The sequence below is a fragment of the Glacieibacterium arshaanense genome (assembly GCF_004681125.1).
GTDB classification, from domain to species: Bacteria; Pseudomonadota; Alphaproteobacteria; order Sphingomonadales; family Sphingomonadaceae; genus Polymorphobacter_A; species Polymorphobacter_A arshaanense.
Genome location: NZ_SIHO01000001.1, coordinates 1,049,953 through 1,073,847 on the forward strand (window position 1 = coordinate 1,049,953; position 23,895 = coordinate 1,073,847).

The window sequence follows — 23,895 nt, forward strand, 5'->3', positions numbered from 1 at the left end:
ACGCAAACCCGAATAGTTTGCCAATAAGAATTGCCCGGAAAGGCAGGACAACATGGCCGAGAAGACCAATAATCTGCAGGATATTTTCCTCAACACCGTCCGCAAAACCAAGACGCCGGTGACGATGTTTCTGGTGAACGGCGTCAAGCTGCAGGGCAACATCACCTGGTTCGATAACTTCTCGGTGCTGCTGCGCCGCGACGGCCAGTCGCAGCTCGTCTACAAGCACGCGATTTCGACGGTGATGCCGGCTGGACCGATCCAGCTGTTCGATGCCGAGCGCATTGATGACGAGGCACCGATCGATTGATCGACACCCCCGATGAAGTGACGGCATCCGTCACGCCGGTCATCACCCCCAACGCCGAAGCGCCGAGCTTCGACGCCGGACGCGGCATGCGTTTTGGCGCCGGTGCCGTCGTCATTCTGCCCGAACGCGACGGCCAGAAGCTCGATATCCGTGACTCCGCCGGCCGACTGGCCGAAGCGGTCGGACTGGCGCGCGCCATTTACCTGCATGTGCGGCATGAGGAGATCGTCCGCATTCGCAAGGCTTCTGCCGCGACCTTGCTCGGCAAGGGGCAAATCGAGCGCATCGCCGCGGCGGTCGCAGCGACCGGATCGGAACTGGTGGTCATCGACGGCATCGTCTCGCCGATCCAACAGCGCAACCTCGAAAAGGCCTTCGGCGCCAAGGTCATCGACCGTACCGGGCTGATCCTCGAAATTTTCGGCGAGCGGGCATCCACAAAGGAAGGCACGCTGCAGGTCGAACTGGCGCATCTGCAATATCAGGCAAGCCGCCTGGTGCGGTCATGGACCCACCTTGAACGCCAGCGCGGCGGCTTCGGCTTCCTTGGCGGCCCCGGTGAATCGCAGATCGAGACCGATCGCCGGTTGATCCGTGAACGCATCGTGCGCCTCAAGCTCGACCTGGAAGATGTGCGGCGGACACGCGGCCTGCATCGGACACGGCGGCAGAAGGCACCGTATCCGGTGGTCGCGCTCGTCGGCTATACTAATGCCGGCAAATCGACGCTGTTCAACCGCCTGACCGGCGCCGATGTGATGGCCGAGAACCTGTTGTTCGCGACGCTCGATCCGACAATGCGGGCAGGGGTATTGCCCGGGTTCGACAAGGTTATCTTCTCCGACACCGTCGGCTTCGTCTCGAACCTGCCGACGCAACTGGTGGCGGCATTCCGCGCGACGCTGGAGGAGGTCGGCGAGGCCGATATCATCGTCCATGTCCGCGACATCGCGCACCCCGACAGTGCCGCGCAGGCCGAGGACGTGATGACTGTGCTGCGCGGGCTGAAAGTCATCGACAGCGACCGCAACACGCCGATGATCACTGCGCTCAACAAAATTGACCTGTTGAGCCCGGAAGCGCGGGCAGGGGTGCGGACCACCGACGATACCGTCCCGATTTCGGCCGTAACCGGCGAGGGCGTGGAGGCACTTGCCGCGTGCATCGCCGCGACACTGCAATCGGCCGCGCGGGTCCATGAAATCAGCCTCGCGGCGCATGAGGGCAAGCGTCAGGCCTGGCTCTACAGCCATGGCGAAGTCATTGATCGCGAAGACCTTGAGGACGGTTCGAGCGTGCTGCACGTCCGGCTTTCCGAAGCTGACCGCGCCCGCTTCGATTTGATCCGTTAGGGCCGCTCGGGGCTGCGCCGAAGTTTACAATCTGTACGAAGATTGCGGCATTCGCGAAGTTTGCACTCCGGGTCAAAATTTGACTGCTGCATGCTCCGATGCCCGAATGCAGTTCAAGCCATGAAGTTTTAATAACCTATCTGGCGCATTTTGCCAACTGTCGTGGCTACTGGGTCTGCACCGCTTCGCCACTGATGGCATAGCCACCGTTCAGCCATTCGACGACTTCGGCGGCTGCCGGGTGTGCAAGGCCACTGTAGCGCGCCACCAGCCGCGCGCGGCGCTCGGTGCCGATGCTGTCGAGCCCGCCGTCGTTGAAGGTCAGCAGATCGGCGGTGAGGGCTGCAGCGAGCTCGGCACCGAACATGGCGGTCGCGGCATCGGTGAACGCCCGGCCGTAGCAATAGGCATCGCCCTGCGCATAGCTTGCCGCCAGTGTCAGTGCCGGAATGCAGCCGAGCCAGGGTTGCGAGGCGGGATTGACTGCATGACCGGCGATTTCGCCCGCGATGGTGGCAGGCCGGCCGGTGAAGCCGCGCAAGTGCAGGAACTTCGACATGCGCGGGCCATCGTTTACCGGATAATTATCCCATAACAGTGGTTTGCGGCGGAGTTTTGCGGCGGTATCGCGCAGATGACCGACCGAAAATTCCCTTGAACAGACCTCCTCGCCAGTCCAGTAGATTTGGATTTCGGGCGCGAGCAGTTCGCCGAGTGTTTCGAGATAGCCATCGGGGCGCCGGCCGAAAACGCGGTCGAGCACCGGGTCATTGCTGTAATAGCTCGGGCACATGATCAGCCGCTTGGCACGCGTGTGCGCGGCGACCCAGTCGATGATTGCGGCCTGGCGCGCGGCAAGATCGGGCAAGTCGCCGCGCATATCATCGAACAGGATAGCGACTTCACGCACGCCGATATCATCGAAGAATGCGAGTTTTGCGGCGAGTGTGGTACGCGCTTCGGCGTTGAAATCGAGATACAGTTCATACGGGCTGAGGCCGATGCCGAAGCGCACATCGGCATCCGAACAGGCGCGTGAAAATGCTGCAATATCAGTGGCCTGATCCACCGGATGCGGTTCGCGCCAGCGCCGCCGCAGATAGGCGTCGGACTTGGGGGCATAGTGGAAGAAGCCGTAGCCGGCGTCGCGTAGCCGCTGCATGACCGCGGTGCGCGTCGGCCAATCCCAGCTGCGGCCGAAATAGCCTTCGATAATGCCAAGGTCGGGTGTCATTGCCGCTCGTCCGCTTTGGCGGCGTCCCACAAGGCGTCCTTGGCGGCGAGATCGAGCGCCGCGAAGCCATCGCCGGCCTTGGCCTCCATCGCGGCAAAGCGACGTTCAAACTTGGCATTGGCCTGGCGCAGCGCGACTTCGGGATCGACCTGATGGTGACGCAACCAGTTCACGACGGCAAACAGCAGGTCGCCGCCTTCGTCGACGCGTTCGACATGACTGGCGGCCGAAGCAAATTCGGCAATTTCCTCCACGATCTTGTCGCGCGGGCCATCGGCGTCGGGCCAGTCGAAGCCGGTGCGCGATGCGCGCGACTGCAGTTTCTCGGCGCGCATCAGCGCGGGCAGGGCCGCTGCCACGCCGTCGAGTGCGCCGCCGCGTGGCTTGGCGGCACGTTCGGCGGCCTTGATGGTTTCCCAGACATGTTTCTGCGTGCGAATGTCGCTCGACGCCGTGCCGTCGCCAAAAATGTGCGGGTGGCGGCGTTCCATCTTGTCGCAAATGGCGGCAACGACATCGGGCAGCGCAAAGTGTCCGGCTTCTTCGGCCATGCGGGCGTGGAACACTACTTGCAGCAGCAGATCGCCAAGTTCGTCGCACAGGCCCGGCATATCGGCCTCGGCGACGGCTTGTGCGACTTCATAGGCTTCCTCGATCGTGTACGGCACGATGGTCGCGAACGACTGCGCCAGATCCCAAGGGCAGCCATCGACCGGATCGCGCAGCCGCGCCATGATTTGAGCCAGCCGCGCGAGGTCGGGTGGGGTCGCAGTCTGTACCGGCTTTGACGACATAGCTTAGTCCGATAATATATATTATGTTAAATCAGATATCACCCAGAGTGAGCACCTGGCCGTCATAAGCCGGTGCAACGCCCTCGGGCAGCTCGGCACACAGCGTCGCATAGTCCATCGAATTGTCCATATGCGTCAGCAGCGCGCGGCCAGGTTTGAACGTCGAAATCCATTCGAGCGTCTGCGCCAAATGTGTGTGCGTCGGATGCGGTGCACGGCGCAGCCCGTCGACAATCCACATATCGAGGCCTTGCACGCAGGCATGTGCGGCTTGCGGCAGCGCATCGAGGTCGGTTGAATAGGCCAGCGCCACACCATCGGCTTCAAAGCGGAAACCCAGTGACGTGATACCGCCGTGCTGCTGTTCGAACGGCGTGATCGTCATCGCGCCGAAACGCAGCCGATCGGGCATGACATAGCCGGCACAGGTCGGCGGATAGCCAGGTGCGCCGTTGAAGGCATAGCCGAAGCGCCGCTGCAGCGTCGCCAGCGTCGGCGCCGTCGCATAGCAATCGACGGGTTTGCGCTGGTTGTGAAAGACCTGCCGCAAGTCATCGATACCATTGGCATGATCGGCGTGGTCGTGCGTGTAGAGCACGGCATCAAGACGCCCGCAGCGCGCATCTATCAACTGCGCGCGCAAATCCGGGCTGGTATCGATAAGGACATTATAGTCGCCATGCTGCACCAGGAGCGAGACACGGCGGCGGCTGTTGCGCGGCTCGTGCGGGTCACAGGCGCCCCAATCCGCGCCGTCCGGGCCGATGCGCGGTACGCCGCTCGATGTGCCCGAACCGAGAACGGTGACGCGCAGTGCGGCAGTCATGCCGGCCGCACGGCTTTGGTGGCGAGATTGAAGAAATTGTCGGTCGTGGTGTTGGCGAGTTCGTCGGTCGAAACGCCGCGCAGTTTTGCCAGAAATGCCGCCGTGTGCGCGACGAACGCCGGCTCGCACGGTCGCCCGCGCATCGGCACCGGCGCCAGGAACGGTGAATCTGTTTCAATCAGCAGCCGCTCATCAGGGATCAACCGCGCGCTGGCTTGCAAATCGAGCGCATTCTTGAACGTCACAATGCCCGACAGGCTGATATAGAAACCCAGCGCAAGTGCTTGTTCAGCAAAGCTTTGACTGGCGGTGAAGCAATGGATGATGCCGGGGAAGGCGCCCTGCCCGATTTCGTCGCGCAGGATATCGAGCGTATCGGCTTCGGCATCGCGGGTGTGGATGACAATCGGTAGCTGCGTATCGCGTGCAGCAGCGATATGCGCGCGGAAACTCGCCTGCTGCTGCGCGTGATCGCTCTTGTTGTAGTAGTAATCGAGCCCGGTTTCGCCGATGGCGATGACGCGTGGATGCGCCGCCGCATCGATTAGGCGCGCGGCATCGATATCGACATGGCTATCGGCTTCGTGCGGGTGAATGCCGACCGACGCCCAGATGTCGGGGTGCGCGTCGGCGAGGCCGATGACGGCGTCCCACTCCCCTGCCCGCGTGCTGATGCCGAGCATCGTGCAGACACCGGCGTCACGGGCGCGCGCAATGACGCCGGCCTGGTCCTCGACGATGCCTTTGTAGTTCAGGTGGCAGTGGCTATCGACGAGCATCAACCGGCCTTGGGCTCGACCCAGCGCGGGAAAACGCCTGCGGGCGCGGGCAACGGCGTGCCAGCCGCGACCTGCACATCGAGTGCATCGAAGCCGCGTGCTTCGGGGCTGACGCCGAGTTGGTCGAGTAGCGCCGCGCTCGACGCCGGCATTACTGGCTGGACGAGGATGGCGATGCGGCGCACCGCTTCGAGCGTCGTCGCCAGCACCGCGGCCATGCGCACGGGATCGGTCTTGGCGAGCGCCCAGGGGGCGCTGTCGGCGAAATACAGATTGGCCGCCGCGACCATTGCCATAACGTTTTCAAGCGCCCTGTGCAGCTGTAGCACCGCCATCGACGAGAAATAACCTTTGCTGTGCTGGACAAGTGCTTGTTCCAGAACGGCTTCGGCTTCGCCACCGGTGTCGGTTGCCGGCATTTTCGCGTCGCAATTCTTGGCGACCATCGACAGCGAGCGCTGCGCCAGATTGCCGATGCCGTTGGCGAGATCGGCGTTGGTCCGCTCGGCAATGGCTTCGTGGCTGTAATTGCCGTCATCGCCGAACGCGACGTCGCGCAACAGGAACCAGCGCAGCTGATCGACGCCGAAGGCATCGGCCAGCGCTACCGGTTCGACGACATTGCCGAGCGATTTCGACATTTTCTCGCCGCGGTTGAGGATGAAGCCGTGGCCGAACACCGTCTTGGGCAGCGCCAGCTGCGCCGACATCAGGAAGGCCGGCCAATAGATGGTGTGGAAGCGCACGACGTCCTTGCCAATGACATGCAGGTCGGCGGGCCACCATTCGCGATAGTCGCCGTCGGGATAGCCGACCGCGGTCAGGTAGTTCGCCAGCGCATCGACCCAGACATACATGACGTGGCCCGGGCTGTCGGGCACTGGAATGCCCCAATCAAAGCTGGTGCGCGAGATCGACAAGTCGCGCAATCCGCCGGCAACAAACGCCCGCATCTCGTTGAAACGGCTGGAGGGCTGGATGAATTCGGGGTATGCGTCATAGTGCGCGAGCAATCGCTCCTGATACGCCGACAGCCGGAAAAACCAGCTTTCCTCGACAGTCCACTCGACTTCGGTGCCTTGCGGCGACAGGCGCACGGTGTCGCCACTGGCGCCCTGCCCTTCGACCAGCTCGCTGTCATCGTAATAGGCTTCGTCGCGGACCGAGTACCAGCCTTCGTAGCGATCAAGGTAGATGTCACCGTTCGCCACCATCGCGCGCCACAGCGCCTGGCAGGAGGCTACATGGTCGGCATCGGTGGTGCGGATGAAGCGGTCTTGCGAGATGTTGAGCTTGGCGGCCATCGCGTGGAAATGCTGCACCATGCCATCAACATAGGCGCGCGGCGTGACATCGGCGGTGCGCGCGGCCTGTGCTATCTTGAGCCCGTGTTCGTCGGTGCCGGTGACGAAGCGGACGTTTTCGCCGCGCAGCCGGTGAAAGCGCGCGATTGCGTCGGTGGCGATCACCTCATAGGCATGGCCCATGTGCGGGCGGCCGTTGGGGTAGGAAATCGCGGTAGTAACGTAGAAGTTGTTCTTGTTGGTCATGACTTTGGCAGGTTTTCCTGTCACGTTTCGGCAAGTCCTGACACGAGCATGGCCAGGTCGAAGGCGACACTTTGGGGTTCGAGTGACAACGCCACTGCCGAAGCCGCGAGCGCCGTCGCCTTTTCCCATAGCGCCAGCGCGCGCGCAAGCCGTGGCCCGCGCCGGTCACGCGCGGCATGCGCGATGGACGCGGGCGCGAGTTCGAGAAAGGCTTCGTAGCGCGGCGTTGCGGCCTTGGCGGCGAGCGATCGCGACAGCAGCAGCGCGCGTGCGGTGGCCGCCTGCGGTCCTGCAACCGCCAGTTCGCCAAGCTCGGCCTCAAGCGCCGCGATGCCGATACTGGCAAAGCGCAGCGCGCGGCCGGGGGCGCCCTGCGCGATACGAACCAGGGCGTCGCGGTCGGTCATCGAAAGGTCGGGGCGGACATCGTCGAGCACGCGCGCCACGTCTTCATCGCTGAGCGGTTCAAAGCGAACCAGTCTGCACCGCGACCGTATTGTTGGCTTCAGCCTGCCGACTGAATGTGTGACACATAGAAATAAGGTGCCTTGCGGCGGCTCCTCGAGCATCTTTAGCAATGCATTGGTGGAGTTGTCGTTCATCTCCTCCATGGCGTCGATAATGACCACGCGCCAACTACTCAATGCAGGTGTTGACCGCAGGCTTTCGGAGAGCGGCGGCTCCCATTTGCTCTTGGGCCTGCGGACTATCTGATCAATCTGAATATCGCGCCGCAATTTGTCGGATGGACGGCCTTCACTATCAGCATAGACCCGCTCGACAAGCCGGAAATCAAGGTGACTTCTAGCTCTTAGCAAGCACGCCGTTGGGTGGTCAGGTTGCACATCTAGACTTTCGGTCGAGATTCCAGATTGCGGGCCTGCAGCGCGAGCCAACAGCCACTGGGCTGCAGCCTTGGCGAAGCTCGCTTTACCGATGCCCTGCGGTCCGGCCAGCAGCCAAGCGTGATGTATGGTTCCGCTTTCGAAAGCGGCCCTGAATGCCGCGCCCTGTTCGCGGTGGCCGATCAGCATGGCAGCAGTGGCGCGACCTCGGCCCAGATGGCGGCCGCGACGTGGTGTGCGTCGATGTCGGCGTTGATGGTGCGGATGCGGCGCGGTTCGGCGGCGGCGCGCGCATGGAAACGTGCCGCGACGCGCTGGTGAAAGCTGATGTCATGCGCTTCGAAGCGGGTCGCGCCACCGATTCGCTTGAGCGTGCGCGCCAGCCCGGTTTCGACGGGCAGGTCGAGCAGCAAGGTCAGGTCGGGCCACAGGTCGCCTGTCGCAACGCGGTGCAGCGCCTGCAGATCGGCATCGGCGACGCCCTTGTCGCCGCCCTGATAGGCAAAAGTCGAATCGGCATAGCGGTCGCACAGCACCCAGTCGCCGCGGTCGAGCGCCGGCCGGATCAGCCGCGCGACATGGTCGGCGCGCGCGGCATTGACGAGGCAGGCTTCGGTCGCCGCGTCCCAGCGGTCGGTGGCGCCGCTGACGAACAACTCGCGGATGGTTTCGGCGCCTTTGGTGCCACCGGGCTCACGCGTCGTTACCAGTTTGATGCCGGCGTCCACCAGCCGCTCGGCGAGCAGGTTGAGCTGCGTCGACTTGCCCGCGCCCTCCCCGCCTTCGAGGCTGATGAAGCGGCCGCGCGTCATTACAGGAACAGCGCGCGGAACGCTGCGGCAATGCGACCGAACGGCCCGGCCTTGTCGACGGCGTTGGCAGCGACCAGCGGTAGCCGCGTATCGGGGAAGCCCGGCACGCTGACGACGAGTTCGGCGATCTTCGCACCCTTGGCAATCGGCGCGGTCACCGGGCCCTGATAGACGATCTTCGCCTTGACGGCGTTCGCTGCACCGCGCGGCACGGTAACCTTGAGGTCGGTCGCGGCGGTCAGCGGCACTTCGGCCTCTTCACCCATCCAGACCTTGGCGGTGCCGACGACCTGGCCGGGCTTGACCAGCAGCTTGCGACCGAAGGCGTTGAAGCCCCATTCCATGAACGCCACCGACGCCGAAATGCGCTCGTTGAACGACGACAGGCCGGCGAGCACCATGACCAGACGGCGGCCGTCCTGAACGGCCGAGCCGGTAAAGCCGTAGCCGGCGTCTTCGGTGTGGCCGGTCTTCAGACCGTCTGCACCCGCGACGCGCCCGAGGATCGGGTTGCGGTTGGCCTGAGTGATATCGGCGCCGGCGCCGAGCGTCTTGCCCCAAGTGAAAGACGGCTGACCGTAGAACTTCTTGTAGAGGTCGGGGAAGTCGCGGATCGTCGCCTGCGCCAGTGTGGCCAAGTCGCGCGCTGTGACCATTTCGTTGGGATCAGGCCAGCCGTTGGTGTTGGCGAAGCGCGAATTCTTCATCCCAAGTTTCTGTGCGGTCTTGTTCATCAGCGCGACGTAGTTTTCGTCGGTGCCAGCGAGGCCCTCGCCGAGCGTCACACAGGCATCATTGCCCGACAGCGTGACAATGCCGTGGAGCAGGTTTTCGACGCTGACCTGCTCACCCGGTGACAGGAACATCGTCGAGCCCTGGCTATGCCATTTCGTCCAGGTTTCGGGACGCACGGTGATCTTCTTGTCGAGCGTGATCTCACCGCGCTTGATCATGTCGAACGCGACATAGACGGTCATCATCTTGCCCATCGACGCGGGCGGCATCGGCGTATCGGGGTCCTTCTGGAACAGCACTGCGCCGTTGGACATATCAACCATGAAGGCATAGGGCGCCGGCGTCGCAAAACTCGGCATGGCTGCCTGCGCGAACGCCGAACTGCTGATGCCTGCGATGAGCAATGCTGCGACTGCCGATTTGAAACGCATGAAATAACCCTCGTGGACTCGAATTGTCTGACCCGCGTCAGCGTGGCGGCGCGGCGGCCGCAACACGGACGATTGCTGCATCGCTGTAACCCGCCGCCTGCACGCGCGCCAGTGTCGATGCAGCCGAATCTGCATCTGAAACCGGCCCGATGCGGACGCGCCACAGGCCCGACGGTGCCGCAGCAATGGTGACGGTGCCATAGGGCGCCAGATAGCTGCGCAGCCACTCGGCACGGCCCTGGTCGGAAACCGCGGCGACCTGGATGAAAAGCTGCTGCGTTGGCGGTGGCACAACCGTCATGGCCGCCACAGCAGCGGGTGGAACGGCGACAACGGCAACCGGTGCTGGCGTCGTATCGACAGGTGCGACTTCAGCGGGAGCCGCCGCTACGTCTGCAGCAGCAACCGGTGCGACGACTGGCGCAGGAGCCCGAACCGCGACCGCCTGTGGCAGCGGCGCCAGCGCGGCAATCTGTTCGGCATCCGGAAACACGCGTCGCACGCGCACCTTGGCGGTTCCGGCCTTGTCGATACCGAGCAACTGTGCGGCGCGGCGCGACAGATCGATGATGCGGCCGTCGACAAACGGCCCACGGTCGTTAATCCGTACCGTCAGCACGCGACCATTGTTCAGGTTCGTGACCTCGACATAGCTCGGCATTGGCAGCGTTTTATGTGCGGCGGTCAGCGCGTCCATTTCGTAGCGCTCGCCGTTCGCGGTATCGAGCCCGTGAAACCCCGGCCCATACCATGACGCAATGCCGACAGCGTCATAGCTGCGGTCATCCGACGGCGTGTACCAGACGCCGAGTACTTCATAAGGCTTGCCGATCTTGACCTTTGACCCGGCGCTGGTCGCCGGCTTGCTGCCTGCGCTGGCGGGCGGTTTGGCAGTTTTATCGGCACAGGCGGCCAAGGTCAGAAGCAACGCCAGTGCGGCGGCCCTAGTTGCCGGGTTGGTCAATCGCATCGCCGAGCAACGCCACCGACAGCGCATAGAAATTCGAGCAGTTGTACGCCAGCAGAGCGCGGTAGTTGCCAAAGGTCAGATAGGCCGGCGTGCCGGGTCCATCAGGTTCAACCAACGTGGCAAGTGTATCATCGGCGGGCCACGGTTTGCCCATCGGGATCAGGCCGAGCGCCTTCCACTCGCCGACCGAAATCCAGCGGCTGTGGCGCTGCATCGGCCGCACGCACTGGTCGGGCTGGACGAGGTTGCGGACGCGCCAGCGTTCGAGGTTGCCCGGCACGACGACGCGCATCCCCCAGGGCTGGCCGCGCCGCCAGCCGTTTTTGGCCAAATAGTTGCCGATCGACGCCGCAACATCGGGCTTGGAGTCCCAGATGTCTGCATGCCCGTCACCATCGCCGTCGACAGCATAGGCGAGGTAGGAGCTCGGCAGGAACTGGGGCTGGCCCATCGCGCCGGCCCAGCTGCCCTTGAGCTCGTCGCGGCGCGCCAGCCCCTTGGCGATGATGGCGACGCTGGCATCGAGCTCCTTGGTGAACAGTTCGCGGCGACGGCCGTCATAGGCGAGGCTGGCGACCGCGCGCGGCACGTCGAAATTGCCGGTGTTGACGCCGTAGCTCGATTCCATCCCCCAGATGCCAAGGATGATATTCGCCGGCACACCGGTCCGCGCTTCGATTTCGGCGAACTTTGCGGCCATGTCCTCGTGCAGCGCCCGCCCACGATTGATGCGGCTGCCGTCGAGACGACGCGACAGATAGTCGCTGAACTGGCTCTGCGTGCGGTTGCTGTCATCGGGCTGCGCGCGGTCAAGTTCGACAACACGTGGCGAATAGCTCAGTCCGCCAGTGGTGGTGGCGATCGCCGCCGGGTCGAGCCCGCGCGCCTTTGCGGCACGGGCATAGTCAGCGAGCCATACCGAAAAGCCCGGATTGACCACGACGTCGGGCGGTGGCGGCACGGCGGGCACATTCTGCGCGCGCATCGGCACAGCAGCGGCTGCCAGCAGCATTCCGAACAGCAACAAGCGCGGGAATCGGTTCATCACCGCATTGATGCCACAGCATGGCCGTTCGGCGAAAGCCTCAGACGGTGACATTCGCAATTCAGCTGCCGTGCAGAAGCTGCAACGGGCTTGCGCTCGCGCCGCGACACCGGCAAAAGCGCCGTCACCGGCTGCGTCCGGACGGGTGGCCGAGTGGTTTAAGGCAGCGGTCTTGAAAACCGCCGTGGGTGAGAGCCCACCGTGGGTTCGAATCCCACCCCGTCCTCCGGCCGCTACCCCAGGAACATCTTGCGAATGCCGGCGCGGAACGCGTCGATGCCGACCTCAAGGCGCTGGGCATAGCTTGCCTTGGCGTCTTCGCCGGCGACGAAGGTGATACGGTCGCTGGTGTCGGTAGCGGCCTCGTAAACAGTTTCGGCGATTTGTTCGGGCGTCGACGGGACGCGGCGTTCGGGATTGGTGAACGCCGCCATCGTCTTGGCGATGGCCTCCATATAGGCGGGGTGTGGGGTGAAGACGAGCGAGCGGCCGGCAAAGTCGGTGGCGATACCGCCGGGCGCAACGGTCTTGACGCGGATGCCGTGCGCTTCGAGCTCGAACGCGAGACTCTCGCTCCAGCCTTCAAGCGCCCATTTCGTCGCGTGATAGACCGAGTTGAACGGGAACGTCGTCAGCCCGCCGATCGAGGTGGTAGTAATGATGGTGCCCTGCCCGCGCTCGCGCATCGCCGGCAGGAACGCCTGCGTCACGCGCATCACGCCGAGCAGATTGGTGTCTAGCTGGTTGACCAGCTGCGCATCGCTGGCGCCTTCGAACGCGCCGGCCAGGCCGTAGCCGGCATTGTTGAACAGCACATCGACGGGACCCATTGCCAGTGCCTTGGCAGCCGTTTCGGCAACTTGCGCTATATTCGTGACATCCAGCGGCAGCAAGGTGATGCCCTTGACCTTGGCGAGTTCGGTTTCCTTGTCAGGGTTGCGCATCGTCGCGATGACATTCCAGCCCTTGCCGGCAAACAGCAACGCCGTGGCGCGGCCGAGGCCGGTTGAACTGCCGGTGATGAAGATGGTCTTGGTCATGCCGCGGTCTCCGCTGCTTTGGGTTTGGGATAGCCATAAATGGTGTCGAGCGTCGGGAAGCCGGTCAGCGCATGGCTGGCGAGTTTGCCGCTCATCACCGTGCCTTCGAAGCTGCCGACGTTGAGCCCGGTGTAGATCCAGTCGCCGGCAATGGCGAGATTGGTGAAGCCGGTTTCCCACGCCTTGATGCGGCACGCGGTGCTGCCCGGCGGCGAGGTGACATAGCGTTCGGTTGGGTCGATGTTGGCGCGCCAGAACTGGCTTTCGAAGCGCGGGATGCCGCGAATTGCTTCAGGTGCATTGGCCGGCAAATTGGCATTTGGACGTGTATCGACGAGGAGGTTGAAATCGAGGCAGATCGGGTCGCCGGGCGGGTTCCAGCCATCGGGCGTACCCTTGGGCAGGATGAAACCCGTCGTCGCCTGAAGATATTGGATGCACTGGTAGCGCACGCGTGCGTGCTGGCGGTACGGGTAGTCATGGTCGCTGAACGGCGGCTGTGGGCCATATTCATCCATGACGCCGCTGAAGTACCATAGGCCTTTCGGCGTGTTGTCGGCAGGCCAGTTTTCCATCGGAATCAGGTGATGAAAATCGACCATGCCATTAATCGGCGCCACGAAAGTGCCCGACACTGCGGTATCGTTGCCCGTGTAGGGTATATCCCAACCGAGTGTGGTCGAATCCTCCTTGAGCCAGATCTGCATGGTCTGCGTCAGCACTGCAGGGATGCCCTTGACCATCTTGTCCCACGCCGGATTAGTCTTGATGAGCTCATGGCAGAGGTATGGCACCGCGCCGATCGAGATGGCGAATACAAGCTCGTCAAAGCCGTCGGGGCCGTCGCCGGCGGTCAACGTCATCTGCTTGACCGGCTTCCACGGCGTCCACCAAGATTCGAGGTCGATCTTGCGGATACCGTGGTCGGGGCCGGTACGTTCGCCGGGGTCGGGATCGAGCACGCCGGCCTTGATCTTGTCGCCTTGGACAAGCTGGTCATAGAGCGGCTCGGCGGGCCAGCATGGCAAGCCCTTGACCGGCACCAGGGGCTGGTATTCGGCGCCGGCTGACTTGTCCTTGAGCGTCGCCTGCACGCCGATATCGACCGAGATGATTTTATGCTTGCCCGGATTTGCCGGGTCGGGGCCGACGTGCAAGCCTTCGACCTTGTGGAAGAAGTGGAATTTGACGCCGCGCTTCTTCAGCACTTCATAGAGCGGCGCGATCATCGTTTCGCCGGTGCCCGCCGCAAAGGCGTAAACGGCATAGCCGAGGTATGCGAAGCTGCGCAGCGTCCAGTGCAGATAGGTGCCCGCCGCCATCACAGGTTGCCGCGTCGTGTCGCCGTGCGGGTTCTGGTACGACAGGTTGATGGTGTTGATGGCGAGCGACGAGGTCAGCGTCATCGGGCTGGCGCCATTGGCCTTGAGCCAATCGCCCCAGTCCTGATCGTCGAGCTGGTCATAGCCGTTTTCGATGACATTGGCGTGGATGGCGCCGCGCATCAGCGCCAGCATGTAGTCGGTGAGCAGGAACAGGTGGCGCAGAGTGTCGCTGTCGTCGATCTTGCTGAGCAGGTGCGCGTAGAGCCACCGCCACGCCTTATCGATGATTTCGAACACCGGATGGTTCGGGCCGTGCGCGAGGTCCTTTTCGAGCGCGTCGATGGCCGAATCGAACAGTTTCTGGAAAAAATTGAGCTCGAGACCGTGGCCCTTGGCGTGGGCGGCGTGTTCGTGGTGTATGAACTTCAGGAGTTCAAGAACCGAGATAAGGCCTTGTTCGATCTTGGCAAATTTCTCCGGGTGCGCCGGATCATAGTCGTTCGGCGGGAAACGGAACGGCCATTTCTTGAACTGGCCGTCGATGAATTCCCACATGATCACCGAACTCATCGGCACCATCGCCGTATCGAAGCTGTGGATCGGCATCGTCGACGGCCGGTCGAGCTCGTCATAGATCGCCTTCACCAGGGGGATGGCGTTGTAATAGCTGCCGAGAAAGCCGTGGATGCCATGTTCTTCGATGCGACCATTGTCGCCGCGCGAAGAGGCGCACTTGCCGCCAAGACGCCAGCCGAGTTGGTGCAGATGGACTTCGTACCGGTCTTGCCACCCGGGCTGACTGGTCAGTTCGAATGCGGTCGTCAGACCACCGATACCGCCACCCAGGATGCGGATAACCTTGCGCCGTGCTTCAACCATGCTGCTACTCTCCCCCGACGAGCGGCGCATGATAGCGCCTTGCGAGTGAAGTCTAGACCGGAAATCTATCGGGTAGAAGTGCCCCCGGCCCTACCCGTCCCAGCCGGCGCCGCGCAGCGCAGTTGCGAAGCGTTCAAGGTCTTCGGGGTTGGTGAACGGGTGCCCCATCTTCATGCCGCGCATCGTGTAGCGCGGCATCAGTTCAACGCCCTCGGTATAGGCGGCGCGCGCCTGCGCGGCGTCCCCATTTGCGAAGTGGCACGCGGCGCGCAGGAAATGCAGGAAGAAATAGTCGGGGCGGCGCGCGCAGGCATCCGCGGCATAGCCCGCCGCCTCGGCAAATCGTTCCGCGATGAAGCAGGCGATCGCCTTGCTGCGAAACCAAAGGAAGGCGTGGGTATTGTTGGGGCTGGCCTTGATGGCGCGGTCGCTCATCTTGATTGCCTCGTCGGTGCGGCCGGCAAAGGCCAGCAGTCGGCCGAGCTCGCCGGCGGCGGCCACGTCATAAGGGTTCAGTTCAAGTGCACGGCGTTCTTCGGCCATCGCCTGCTCGCTTTGCCCGAGCATCGACAGCACGACACCGAGCGCCTGATGCGCGCTGCTGTCGGCGCCGTCGAGCGACACCGCACGCATCGCCATCGCATGCGCCTCGCCAATCAGCGCAGCCGGGTCCTTGGCGACGCCGGCCCATATATCGTTGAGCTTAGCGAGCGCCAGCATCGACAAGGTAGGTACATCGTCAGGCGCGAGTTCAAGTGCCTTGGTCAGCCATTCCTGCGCCTGATGGCCGTCTGACACCGACGGCCGCCAGAAATGGTAGCGGCCGCGCATGAACAGGTCCCAGTGCGCGAGGTCGCGAGTGCGCTGGAACGACTGCGTCTGTTCGCGGCCAAGCAGCGCCGGTTCGAGAGCGCTGACAATGGCGGTGACGATTTCGTCCTGCACCGCAAACAGATCGTCGATAGGCCGGTCGAAGCGGCCCGACCAGACAGTATCATCAGCCTCGCCGTCGATGAGGTCGGCGGCAACTCGAATGGCGCGACCCATACGGCGGACCTGGCCGCGTAGCAAATAGCGCACGCCGAGGTCGCTGCAGATGGTCTTGGTATCGACGTCTTCGGCGTTATAGGTCAGCGATGATTGCCGCGAAATCACTTCAATCAGGTGCGATTTGGCGAGCCCGGCAATGATGTCTTCGGCAACGGCCTCGGCGAAATAGCCCTGTTCCTCGTCACCGCTGGCATGGCGGAATTCGAGCACCGCGAGCGATGGCCGGCTGCGGCGCTTGGGTGCAGCGGCAGCGCGCGGCCGCCTCTGGCGTTCACCGCGCAGCACGGCTTGCACGACCTCGAACATCGCGTTGAACTGCGGGTGGTCGCAATCGCCGTTCCAGTCATGCAGCGGCACGCACTGGATCTGCCCGAAGCCTAGAGGTGGCGACACCGGGTCGAGTGTCACCGGCAGATAGACGCCGCGCTCCTTGGCATGGCTGGCTTCGTCCTGGACGAACTCGCCGTCGGGTCCGACGGAAGCTTCGCTCCACATGACGATGACGCAGCGCGCGCCCGACAGGTTCTCGGCAATTGTCTGGCGCCATCGCGCACCGCCGCCGATACCAACATCCCACCACACTTCCAGCCCCTTGGACTGCAGCGCGTCGACCAACGGCTGCACGCGCGCGCGGTCCTCGTGTTTGTACGAGATGAAGACGTCCGCCAAAACTTTGTCCGACCCTGATTCAAACTCAAACGCACCAACCATAGTGATTTTATAGTTTCATCCCGCGCTGGCTGCCGGGACAGCCGCTCATTTTTGGATTGGCAGCATTATCACCCTATCGGTTAGCACATGCAGCTTTACCGTTGAAATTGTTCGCGGGCAACGATTCATCGTGCTGAAGTAGAGACAGATGCTTGGCTGGGGTTATGTCGTCGCCGCTGCTAGCAAGCGCTTGTAAAGCGCCGATGCTGCGGCCAGCAAAGCCGGATCGACGCCTTCGGTTGGCACACGGCGTGCGGTCGAATCACGAATATCGGCACCGCTCGCAACGAACGCCGCTGGGTCGGAAAGTTTCAGCTTTGCCGCAAGCGCCGTCATCACCTGCGTGGGATTGGCGCACAGCGCCTCATGGCCAACGAGGATAATCCGGCTGCGATGCTGCTCGAGCAGATGCGTGTAAGCGGCGACCCAATAGGCCAGCCAGAAATCAAGCGTAAGCGGGTCGCGATGGGTCGTCGTTAACAGCCAGCCATCGAAATCAACGGGTTTGAGATTGGCCCCGAAATCGAAGTGGCCCACCCCGGCCATGTAGGTGCGCGTAAAATCATCACGGGCGTGGACCGTGAGGAAATTCTGATGCTGGCGAAGCAGCGACGCCGCATGCTGGACGGGCTCGCGAAACGGCACGACGATGTCGGCGTCGGGGAAAGCCTGCGCTAGCAGGCCGATGCGGACGATGTTGAGGTTGTTCTTCGATGCATAGCGCGTGGTTGCAGCGGCCCCAGGCCGGCGCAGCTCGGCGATTTGCAGCATGTGGCCGGCGAGCCGGTCGCGCTGTTCGGCCGGCAGCGCGTCGGGCCAGACCTTGAGCTGCGCGCTACTGTAGAGTTCGGGTGCGAACGCGTGCCAGATCATTTCCTCGAACGCCTCGGGGCTATCGAGGCCGACAAGCATGCCGTCGCCATGCGCGCGCTCGCGCTTGACGTCTTCCTGCTGGAAACCACCCGAAATGCGGCTCCAAAGGCTCGGCACCAGCACAAACGGCATGTCGCGGTAGGTGTGCGTGGCAAATTCGGGGAGCTCGGCAAAGCGGTCGAGCAGCAGCGTCGTCCCGGCGCGCGGTAGCGCGGTGATGAACAACGGCGGCCGCGGTTGGGTGACGCCGATGCGATCGCGCAGTTTGCGGTCTTCACCTTCGGCGAAATCGAGCTGCAGCGCGCCGGTGGAGAATGCCAGCCGGTGCAGCAGGCGGTCGAGCCAGCCGTAGTTGTTTTCAAACCCGCTTGCCGCGCTGGCCCTGGCGGCAGCTGGGCGGCGCCCCAGCATGGCGACGACAATGAACACCCCGACCCCGACGAGCAGGAACGGCCAGGTCAGCGATACCTCGATAATGTGGTCGAAACTGACCACGCCGGTTTGCGCCACCGCCCAGACTAGCGCCATCGGCAGCGCGAGTGCCGCGGCGAGCCCGGCGGTGAGCTTGAAGAAGAGCCCGAACATCGCCTTTGCCGCGGCCTGCATCGCGGCTTCCTTGGCATCGTCATCGAGCGCCGGATTGCGCATGACGGCCATGCTTTGCCGCGATTGCACCCCGACGTCGCGTGCGATCTCCACGAGGCCAAGCCGCGCCAACAGCCAGCCGAAAACGATGATTATGAATCCCGCGCCGAGCCAGGCGGGCAGATCCGCAGGCACGCTCAGCGCTGCGTCTCGTTGGGTTTGGTCGGCGGCAGCGCGGTCTCAGCCTGCCCGGCTTTGCGCTTCTTGAGCAAACGCTTGATCGGGAACCAGATGAACCCGAAGATACCGGCGAATACGGCACCGATCAGCGCCACCAGCGAGCCGATCATCGACAGTCCAGCCCCGGGGCCCGCATAGGCCTGCGCCGGAACAGCGGCCACCGCAATGACCAGCACGAGCGGCCATGCCAAAAGCTTATGTCGCGCAATCCCGGTCATGTGCGAAATCTCCCTGCGTCTGCTCAGGCAGCTTTAGGCATTCACCCGAAGCGGCTCAAGCGTGAAGTCATTCACCCTGCCCGCCTATCTTCCGGGAGCGGCCCCTACCGTGGGCCGCACATAATAGGCACCGAACTGCTTGAAGCGCGCGGCGTGATCGACTTCGGGCGGCGCCGTGAGCCCGAGCGACCGCAGATCATGGAGGTTGTCGAGACGGGTCAGCAGGCGTCCGGTGGCGAGATCGATCTCATAGGTCAGCCCGGCTTCGGTGACCGCGACCAGCGCGCGCTTGCCATCGGCGGATTGATCGATGTTGCCCGCGACCGTGGTATAGAACGGCGTACCCGCCGGCGTTTCGGGCCCGGGGAACACCGTCGTCTGGGCGTTGGTGACCGGATCGAACAGGATGACGCGCGACGGGCCACTGGCGGCCGCGGCACCGAGATCATCAAATATCAGGATCTTGGCACCGGCCGGCTGGGCGCTGTGCTGGAAGAAAAAGTTGCCGCGGAAGACGTGCTTCATCTTGCCGGTGCGGCGGTCCATGATGCCGATGGCGCTGATGTTGCGCATCGACAGCAGCCAGTCATCAGGGGCGACATCGCCCAGTGCGGCGGCCATTTCGGCACCTACTTCGACGACGAAATTAGTATGCAGCGGATCGCACGATTCGGGTGTCTTCTTGAATGGGATCGCCGTCTGCAGCAGCAAGGCGCGATACGGCGAATCCAGCATCGCTTCGTAGATCGAATGGCTTTCGAGCAATTTGCCGTCGCTGCCGAGCACATGCACGGTGTCGCGCAAATAACCCGCTTTGCAGCCCGACACGAGCATGTGGCCGGCGCCGAGGTGGCGCCACACCGGCTTGGTCGAGATTTCGGCGCTGGTCACCAAGACCTGTCCGCTGGGCAGCAACGTCGGCCAGTGATGCGTATAGTCGTGACGATACCAGACGGCATGGCCATCGCGATTGATGCGCGCCACGCCAGCGCCGAACGGGAACGCCTTGTCATTGTAGAAGGTGACGATGAGGTCGCCGCCGGGCAGTTGGGCGAGCCCTTGCGGATTGAGGTCGAGCGCCGGATTGTCGAACGGCTGCTCGTAGGGCCGATCGGCAATGTCGCCCTTGTGCAGTTCGTCAGGACGGAACGGGTAGCCGTGGACGAGCTTGCCCTGACGGTCGATGATCACCGCGAGGCAGCCGCTGCCGGGGCAGAAATCGAGATAGCGTTGCGGGCCACCGACGAGCAACAATGCCTCGTCACCACCCGGTGCCAGCACGTTCATGCGCGCCTGCGCCAGCTGGCTGACCGGGATATCGGTATGGCCCATGAAATCAGAGCTGTGTTTGCTGGTAAAATGGTCCTTGATCACGTCGACCGACTTGACGACGCCGTCGACATAAGTCGCGGGCCAGACCTGCTTGATAGTCGTGAAATAGCCCAGCACGAACGCGATCGCGAGCCACGCCAGCGCGAACAATACCAGCGGCATGTGGCTGAGAAGGCGTCGAAACATCGGTGTCCCCCGGGGCATTTCTGTGCTGGCGCGTGACTAGCGGCTTAGCAGCCGTCAATGCAGGCGTCCAGCAGCGCCCAGCCATGCATCGACAAGCACGTCGGCGCGACCTATGTCGCATGGAAGCAACAAGCGAGACTGCAACGTGTCATTCTACCGAGTCAGTGACCCGAGCCGCGGCGCCTATCGCCTGCGCGTCTGGCGTCGGCAGGCGCTGGGGTCGATGGCGATGCTATTGGCGCTAATGGCGTTTAGCACGTTCGGTCTGGCCTTCCTCGATCCCGGCACGATGAGCTATTCGGGCAAGTTGTTCGTCGGCTTGTGGAATTCGGCCAACATTGTCTCGACACTCGGTGACTTTTCGGCGTTCAATACCCAGCAACGCCAGTTCATGATCATCATGATGTTGTCGACGATGTTCATCGGCGGCTTTACCATAACCCGCCTGAATGGACTGCTGTCGAACGAGGACGTCCTTATCTACCGCGAGAACCGCCGCATGCAACGCACGCTCAACACGCTCACCAACCATGTCGTTGTGGTCGGCTTCGATGCTGTCGGCGCCAAGGTTGCCAACCATATGCGGGGCCAGGGCGATACCGTCGTCATCGTTACCGCGATCGAGGACCGCGCCGCGGCAGCTGCCGAGCAGAAATTCACCGTCGTCCTTGGCGATGCCGGGGTCGACGACGATGTGCTGCACCATGCCAAGATCGACAAGGCGCGCGCGCTTATCGTCGCCACTGCCGACCCCAACCGCAACCTCGTCATTACCTTGATGGCGCACACACTCAACCCGAAGCTGGCAATTGCCGTCTACGGCGAGAATGGCTCACGCCGCGAACTGCTCAAGCGCGCCGGTGCGACCATCGTCGTCACCGCCGAGGACCTGATCGCCACTGCGCTGGTCGAAAAGCTCGTCACCAACGCTGCGGTTTGAAGCCGGAGCTAGAACGTCACCACCGCCTTGCCGACCAGCGTCCCGTCGGCCATCGCGGCAAAGGCTTCGCCGGCGCGGTCGAGCGGCACCCGCAAGCCGATGAACGGGTTGATCTTGCCCTCGGCCGCGAGTGTGTCGATCGCCCGCAGGTGGCGCGGCCCGCTGCCCGGCACCTGCCGCGCATATTCGCCGGCGCGCACGCCGATAACTTCGGTGCCGGCGAGCAGCAAGCGGTTGAGCGGCAGGCTGACCGGTGCGCCCGCAACAAAGCCGATGATCAGGTAGCGACCGCCCCAGCGCAATGTTCGCAACGCCGGCATCACCGCCGGCCCGCCGACGGGATCGAAGACCAGATCGAAATGCCCCTTATATGCGCTGAAATCGGGTGCGGCGCGATCGAGCAACAGCGTTTCATGGGCGCCGCAGGCCTTTGCCGCCGCGAGCTTTTCGGGGGTCGACGCCGCTGCCACGACCTCGCCGCCCAACGCCACCGCCATGCTGACCGCCGCCAGGCCCATGCCACCGCCAGCACCGAGCACCAGCACACGCTCTCCCGCCTGCATGCGGCCACGCACCGCCAGCCCGACATAGGCGGTCAGCGCGCCGACGGTGTGGGCTGCGGCCTCGTCATCATGCAGGCCGTCGGGGACGATGCGCAGCGCCGACGCCGGCAGCGTCATACGCTCGGCGAGGCAGCCACCACGGCCGCCGACAATTACGTGCTCGTCGATGAGTTCGCCCGACAGCCCCTCCCCTACCGCAGTGATGATACCGCAACCCTCCATGCCGGGGATGAACGGCAATTCGGGGCGGTATTGATAGCCACCGGACAGCATCAGCAAATCGGGATAGTTGAGCGATGCAGCCGTCAGCGCGACGGTGACCTCGCCGGCGCCGGGGACGGTCGGTTCGGGCCATTCGGTTTCGAAGCGCAGTCCGCTGCGGTCGTCTTGAAGGCTGTGGCAGACCCAGGCACGCATCGATCGATTCTCCCCGCGCCGGTTTCGAAAGTCGGCCCCGCTGTCTGCGGGGAGCCGACGCCGGCGTCGTGACTGGCATGATTGACACAATTTGCCGGCTTGCACACCGTCTGAGCAGGCTGACGCGCAAAAATTCCCGCCATCGTCGTCGCGCTTGTATCTGCGAGTGCGATTGACCATCACTGCAGGCACAATAATTTGAAATGCTGCCGGGCTAGACAGCCGGTAGCGCTCCACGGGGACCAGGCCATGTTCAGCTTCGGCAGCATCTTCGCCAGCATCGGCGCGCATATCGAACCCAAACGGCCAGCGCTGATCCATGGCGACCATGTGACGTGCTGGGGCGTTCTCGACAGGCGCACCGACAGCCTGGCAGCCAGTTTCATCGGCGCAGGTGCCGGCACCGGCGACAAGGTCGCCCACCTGATGCGCAACTCGCCCGCCTATCTCGAAACCACCATTGCGACGTTTAAGGCACGCATGGTGCACGTCAACATCAACTACCGCTACACCGGCGAAGAGCTGTTCTACATCCTCGACAATTCGGACGCGGCGGTTCTCGTCCATGACGCTGATTTCGCCGAACTCGTCGCGCAACTTGTCCCGCGCCTGCCCAAACTGAAACTAGTCCTGCAAGTCGGGGGGCAGCCCACCAAACCGTCGAGCAGCTTCGAGGTCGCCGCCACCTCGGGTCTATCGCTACCAGCGCAGGACTATCAGCCCGACGACATGCTGTTCATCTACACCGGCGGCACCACCGGCATGCCCAAGGGCGTGATGTGGGACCAATCGGCGGTATGGTCGCTGCTCGGCGGCGGTGCCCTCACCCCAGAAACCGGCCCGGTCGCGAGCCTTGCCGACCATTGCGCCAATGTCAGCGATCCCGCGACGATTTCGCGCATCCTCGTCATGCCGCCGCTGATGCACGGCACCGGCTTCCTGATCGGCATCTACACGATGGCGCGTGGCGGCACAGTGATGACCCTCCCCGGCTTGAAATTCGAGCCAGCCGAGGTCTTTGTCGCCTGCGCGACGCACGCGCCTGATCTCGCGGTGCTCGTCGGTGATGCGTTTGCGCGACCCTTGCTTGGCGGTCTCGACCGCGGCGAAGGCAGCATCGCGTCGATCAAGACGCTCATTTCGAGCGGCACGATGTGGTCGCCCGAGGTCAAGGCCGGACTGCTGCGCCATAATCCTGAACTGATGATCCTCGATTCGCTCGGCTCGTCGGAAAGTATCGGCATGGGTGCATCGGTACAGACCGCCGACAACGCCGGCGCCGAAACGCGCTTTGTCGCCGGCGACGATACACTGGTACTCGATGAGAATATGCAGCCGGTGGCACCGGGATCGGGCGTCGCCGGCCGCATCGCGCGCGGCGGGCTGATCCCGCGCGGCTATTACAAGGACGAAGCCAAGTCGGCCGCGACGTTCGTACGCGTCGGAGACAAGCGCTACGTGCTGGCCGGCGACTGGGCAACGATCGACGCCGACGGTTCAATGGTGCTGCTCGGGCGCGGCAGCCAGTGTATCAACACCGGCGGTGAGAAGGTCTTCCCCGAAGAAGTCGAGGAAGCGCTCAAGACGCATCCGGCGGTCGAAGATGCGCTGGTGTTCGGCGTGTCTGATGACAAATGGGGGCAGCGCATCAGCGCGGTCGTCGAACTGTCGCCGGGTGCGGCTGCGGATGTAGCTACGCTGGTGGCGCATGTGCGCGGGCGGCTGGCGGCCTACAAGGCGCCCAAGACGGTGACGATCGTGCCAAAGGTGCCGCGCGCGCCCAACGGCAAGGCCGATTATGCGACGGCGCGCGACCTCGCCGAAAAAGGCGCCACTGTGGCTTGAGGCGCTCC

20 protein-coding genes, 1 tRNA gene and 1 pseudogene are annotated in these 23,895 nt (G+C 63.5%); 5 read left to right on the forward strand and 17 right to left on the reverse strand.

Going from position 1 to position 23,895, the window contains the following annotated elements:
- Positions 1-52: 52 nt before the first annotated feature.
- Positions 53-286 (forward strand): annotated as a pseudogene (gene hfq / locus EUV02_RS04790) (RNA chaperone Hfq); the annotation flags it as partial.
- A gap of 110 nt (positions 287-396) precedes the next feature.
- Complete coding sequence (gene hflX, locus EUV02_RS04795; RefSeq protein ID WP_135245387.1) at positions 397-1,662, forward strand: GTPase HflX; 1,266 nt, start codon at positions 397-399, stop codon at positions 1,660-1,662.
- A 166-nt stretch (positions 1,663-1,828) separates the two neighbouring features.
- Here the strand turns inward: hflX and EUV02_RS04800 are convergent, their stop codons facing one another.
- The 10 genes from EUV02_RS04800 to EUV02_RS04845 are packed head-to-tail and all read right to left on the reverse strand — an operon-like array spanning position 1,829 to position 11,683.
- Positions 1,829-2,896: a beta-N-acetylglucosaminidase domain-containing protein gene (locus EUV02_RS04800; RefSeq protein ID WP_135245038.1), complete on the reverse strand. Its 1,068-nt coding sequence runs from the start codon at positions 2,894-2,896 to the stop codon at positions 1,829-1,831.
- A complete protein-coding gene (gene mazG, locus EUV02_RS04805) occupies positions 2,893-3,690 on the reverse strand; it encodes a nucleoside triphosphate pyrophosphohydrolase (RefSeq protein ID WP_135245039.1) in 798 nt (265 codons plus the stop codon). The genes EUV02_RS04800 and mazG overlap by 4 nt, the downstream gene beginning before the upstream one ends.
- A 31-nt stretch (positions 3,691-3,721) precedes the next feature.
- On the reverse strand, positions 3,722-4,516 hold the full coding sequence (locus EUV02_RS04810; protein WP_135245040.1) for an MBL fold metallo-hydrolase: 795 nt from the start codon (positions 4,514-4,516) through the stop codon (positions 3,722-3,724).
- Positions 4,513-5,295, reverse strand: coding sequence for a TatD family hydrolase (locus EUV02_RS04815; protein WP_135245041.1), 783 nt, complete (start codon positions 5,293-5,295; stop codon positions 4,513-4,515). Before EUV02_RS04815 ends, EUV02_RS04810 begins: the two co-directional genes overlap by 4 nt.
- Positions 5,295-6,845 (reverse strand): methionine--tRNA ligase, encoded by a 1,551-nt coding sequence (metG, locus tag EUV02_RS04820; RefSeq protein ID WP_135245042.1) that lies wholly within the window; start codon positions 6,843-6,845, stop codon positions 5,295-5,297. The genes EUV02_RS04815 and metG overlap by 1 nt, the downstream gene beginning before the upstream one ends.
- A 20-nt stretch (positions 6,846-6,865) precedes the next feature.
- Positions 6,866-7,879, reverse strand: coding sequence for a DNA polymerase III subunit delta' (locus EUV02_RS04825; protein ID WP_135245043.1), 1,014 nt, complete (start codon positions 7,877-7,879; stop codon positions 6,866-6,868).
- A complete protein-coding gene (tmk, locus tag EUV02_RS04830; RefSeq protein WP_135245044.1) occupies positions 7,873-8,502 on the reverse strand; it encodes a dTMP kinase in 630 nt (209 codons plus the stop codon). Before tmk ends, EUV02_RS04825 begins: the two co-directional genes overlap by 7 nt.
- Positions 8,502-9,668: a D-alanyl-D-alanine carboxypeptidase family protein gene (locus EUV02_RS04835; protein WP_135245045.1), complete on the reverse strand. Its 1,167-nt coding sequence runs from the start codon at positions 9,666-9,668 to the stop codon at positions 8,502-8,504. The genes tmk and EUV02_RS04835 overlap by 1 nt, the downstream gene beginning before the upstream one ends.
- A gap of 37 nt (positions 9,669-9,705) precedes the next feature.
- Complete coding sequence (locus EUV02_RS16005) at positions 9,706-10,596, reverse strand: septal ring lytic transglycosylase RlpA family protein (protein WP_279379491.1); 891 nt, start codon at positions 10,594-10,596, stop codon at positions 9,706-9,708.
- Positions 10,597-10,612: 16 nt separating this feature from the next.
- Positions 10,613-11,683: a lytic murein transglycosylase gene (locus EUV02_RS04845; RefSeq protein ID WP_243445765.1), complete on the reverse strand. Its 1,071-nt coding sequence runs from the start codon at positions 11,681-11,683 to the stop codon at positions 10,613-10,615.
- A 139-nt stretch (positions 11,684-11,822) separates the two neighbouring features.
- On the opposite strand from EUV02_RS04845, the gene EUV02_RS04850 reads away from it, so the two are divergent.
- Positions 11,823-11,909 (forward strand) — tRNA-Ser (locus EUV02_RS04850).
- A 7-nt stretch (positions 11,910-11,916) separates the two neighbouring features.
- Here the strand turns inward: EUV02_RS04850 and EUV02_RS04855 are convergent.
- The 6 genes from EUV02_RS04855 to EUV02_RS04880 form a co-directional block, all read right to left on the reverse strand.
- Positions 11,917-12,723 (reverse strand): SDR family oxidoreductase, encoded by an 807-nt coding sequence (locus EUV02_RS04855; protein WP_135245047.1) that lies wholly within the window; start codon positions 12,721-12,723, stop codon positions 11,917-11,919.
- On the reverse strand, positions 12,720-14,927 hold the full coding sequence (locus EUV02_RS04860) for an NAD(P)-binding protein (protein WP_166430504.1): 2,208 nt from the start codon (positions 14,925-14,927) through the stop codon (positions 12,720-12,722). Before EUV02_RS04860 ends, EUV02_RS04855 begins: the two co-directional genes overlap by 4 nt.
- A gap of 90 nt (positions 14,928-15,017) precedes the next feature.
- A complete protein-coding gene (locus tag EUV02_RS04865) occupies positions 15,018-16,646 on the reverse strand; it encodes a TIR domain-containing protein (protein WP_166430505.1) in 1,629 nt (542 codons plus the stop codon).
- A gap of 204 nt (positions 16,647-16,850) precedes the next feature.
- Positions 16,851-18,341 carry a sulfotransferase gene (locus tag EUV02_RS04870; RefSeq protein ID WP_135245050.1) on the reverse strand — a complete coding sequence of 497 codons (1,491 nt, stop codon included), beginning with the start codon at positions 18,339-18,341 and terminating at the stop codon, positions 16,851-16,853.
- Positions 18,342-18,343: 2 nt separating this feature from the next.
- On the reverse strand, positions 18,344-18,604 hold the full coding sequence (locus tag EUV02_RS04875; RefSeq protein WP_135245051.1) for a hypothetical protein: 261 nt from the start codon (positions 18,602-18,604) through the stop codon (positions 18,344-18,346).
- A gap of 84 nt (positions 18,605-18,688) precedes the next feature.
- Positions 18,689-20,122: an arylsulfotransferase family protein gene (locus EUV02_RS04880; protein ID WP_166430506.1), complete on the reverse strand. Its 1,434-nt coding sequence runs from the start codon at positions 20,120-20,122 to the stop codon at positions 18,689-18,691.
- Positions 20,123-20,267: 145 nt separating this feature from the next.
- Between EUV02_RS04880 and EUV02_RS04885 the strand changes: the two genes are divergently transcribed.
- Positions 20,268-21,062 carry a potassium channel family protein gene (locus EUV02_RS04885; protein ID WP_166430507.1) on the forward strand — a complete coding sequence of 265 codons (795 nt, stop codon included), beginning with the start codon at positions 20,268-20,270 and terminating at the stop codon, positions 21,060-21,062.
- Between the two features lie 8 nt (positions 21,063-21,070).
- Here the strand turns inward: EUV02_RS04885 and EUV02_RS04890 are convergent, their stop codons facing one another.
- The gene (locus tag EUV02_RS04890; protein WP_166430508.1) at positions 21,071-22,042 is read right to left on the reverse strand and encodes an NADPH:quinone oxidoreductase family protein; all 972 of its coding nucleotides are present in this window, start codon (positions 22,040-22,042) and stop codon (positions 21,071-21,073) included.
- Between the two features lie 249 nt (positions 22,043-22,291).
- On the opposite strand from EUV02_RS04890, the gene EUV02_RS04895 reads away from it, so the two are divergent.
- Positions 22,292-23,887: an AMP-binding protein gene (locus EUV02_RS04895; protein ID WP_135245055.1), complete on the forward strand. Its 1,596-nt coding sequence runs from the start codon at positions 22,292-22,294 to the stop codon at positions 23,885-23,887.
- Positions 23,888-23,895 lie beyond the last annotated feature (8 nt).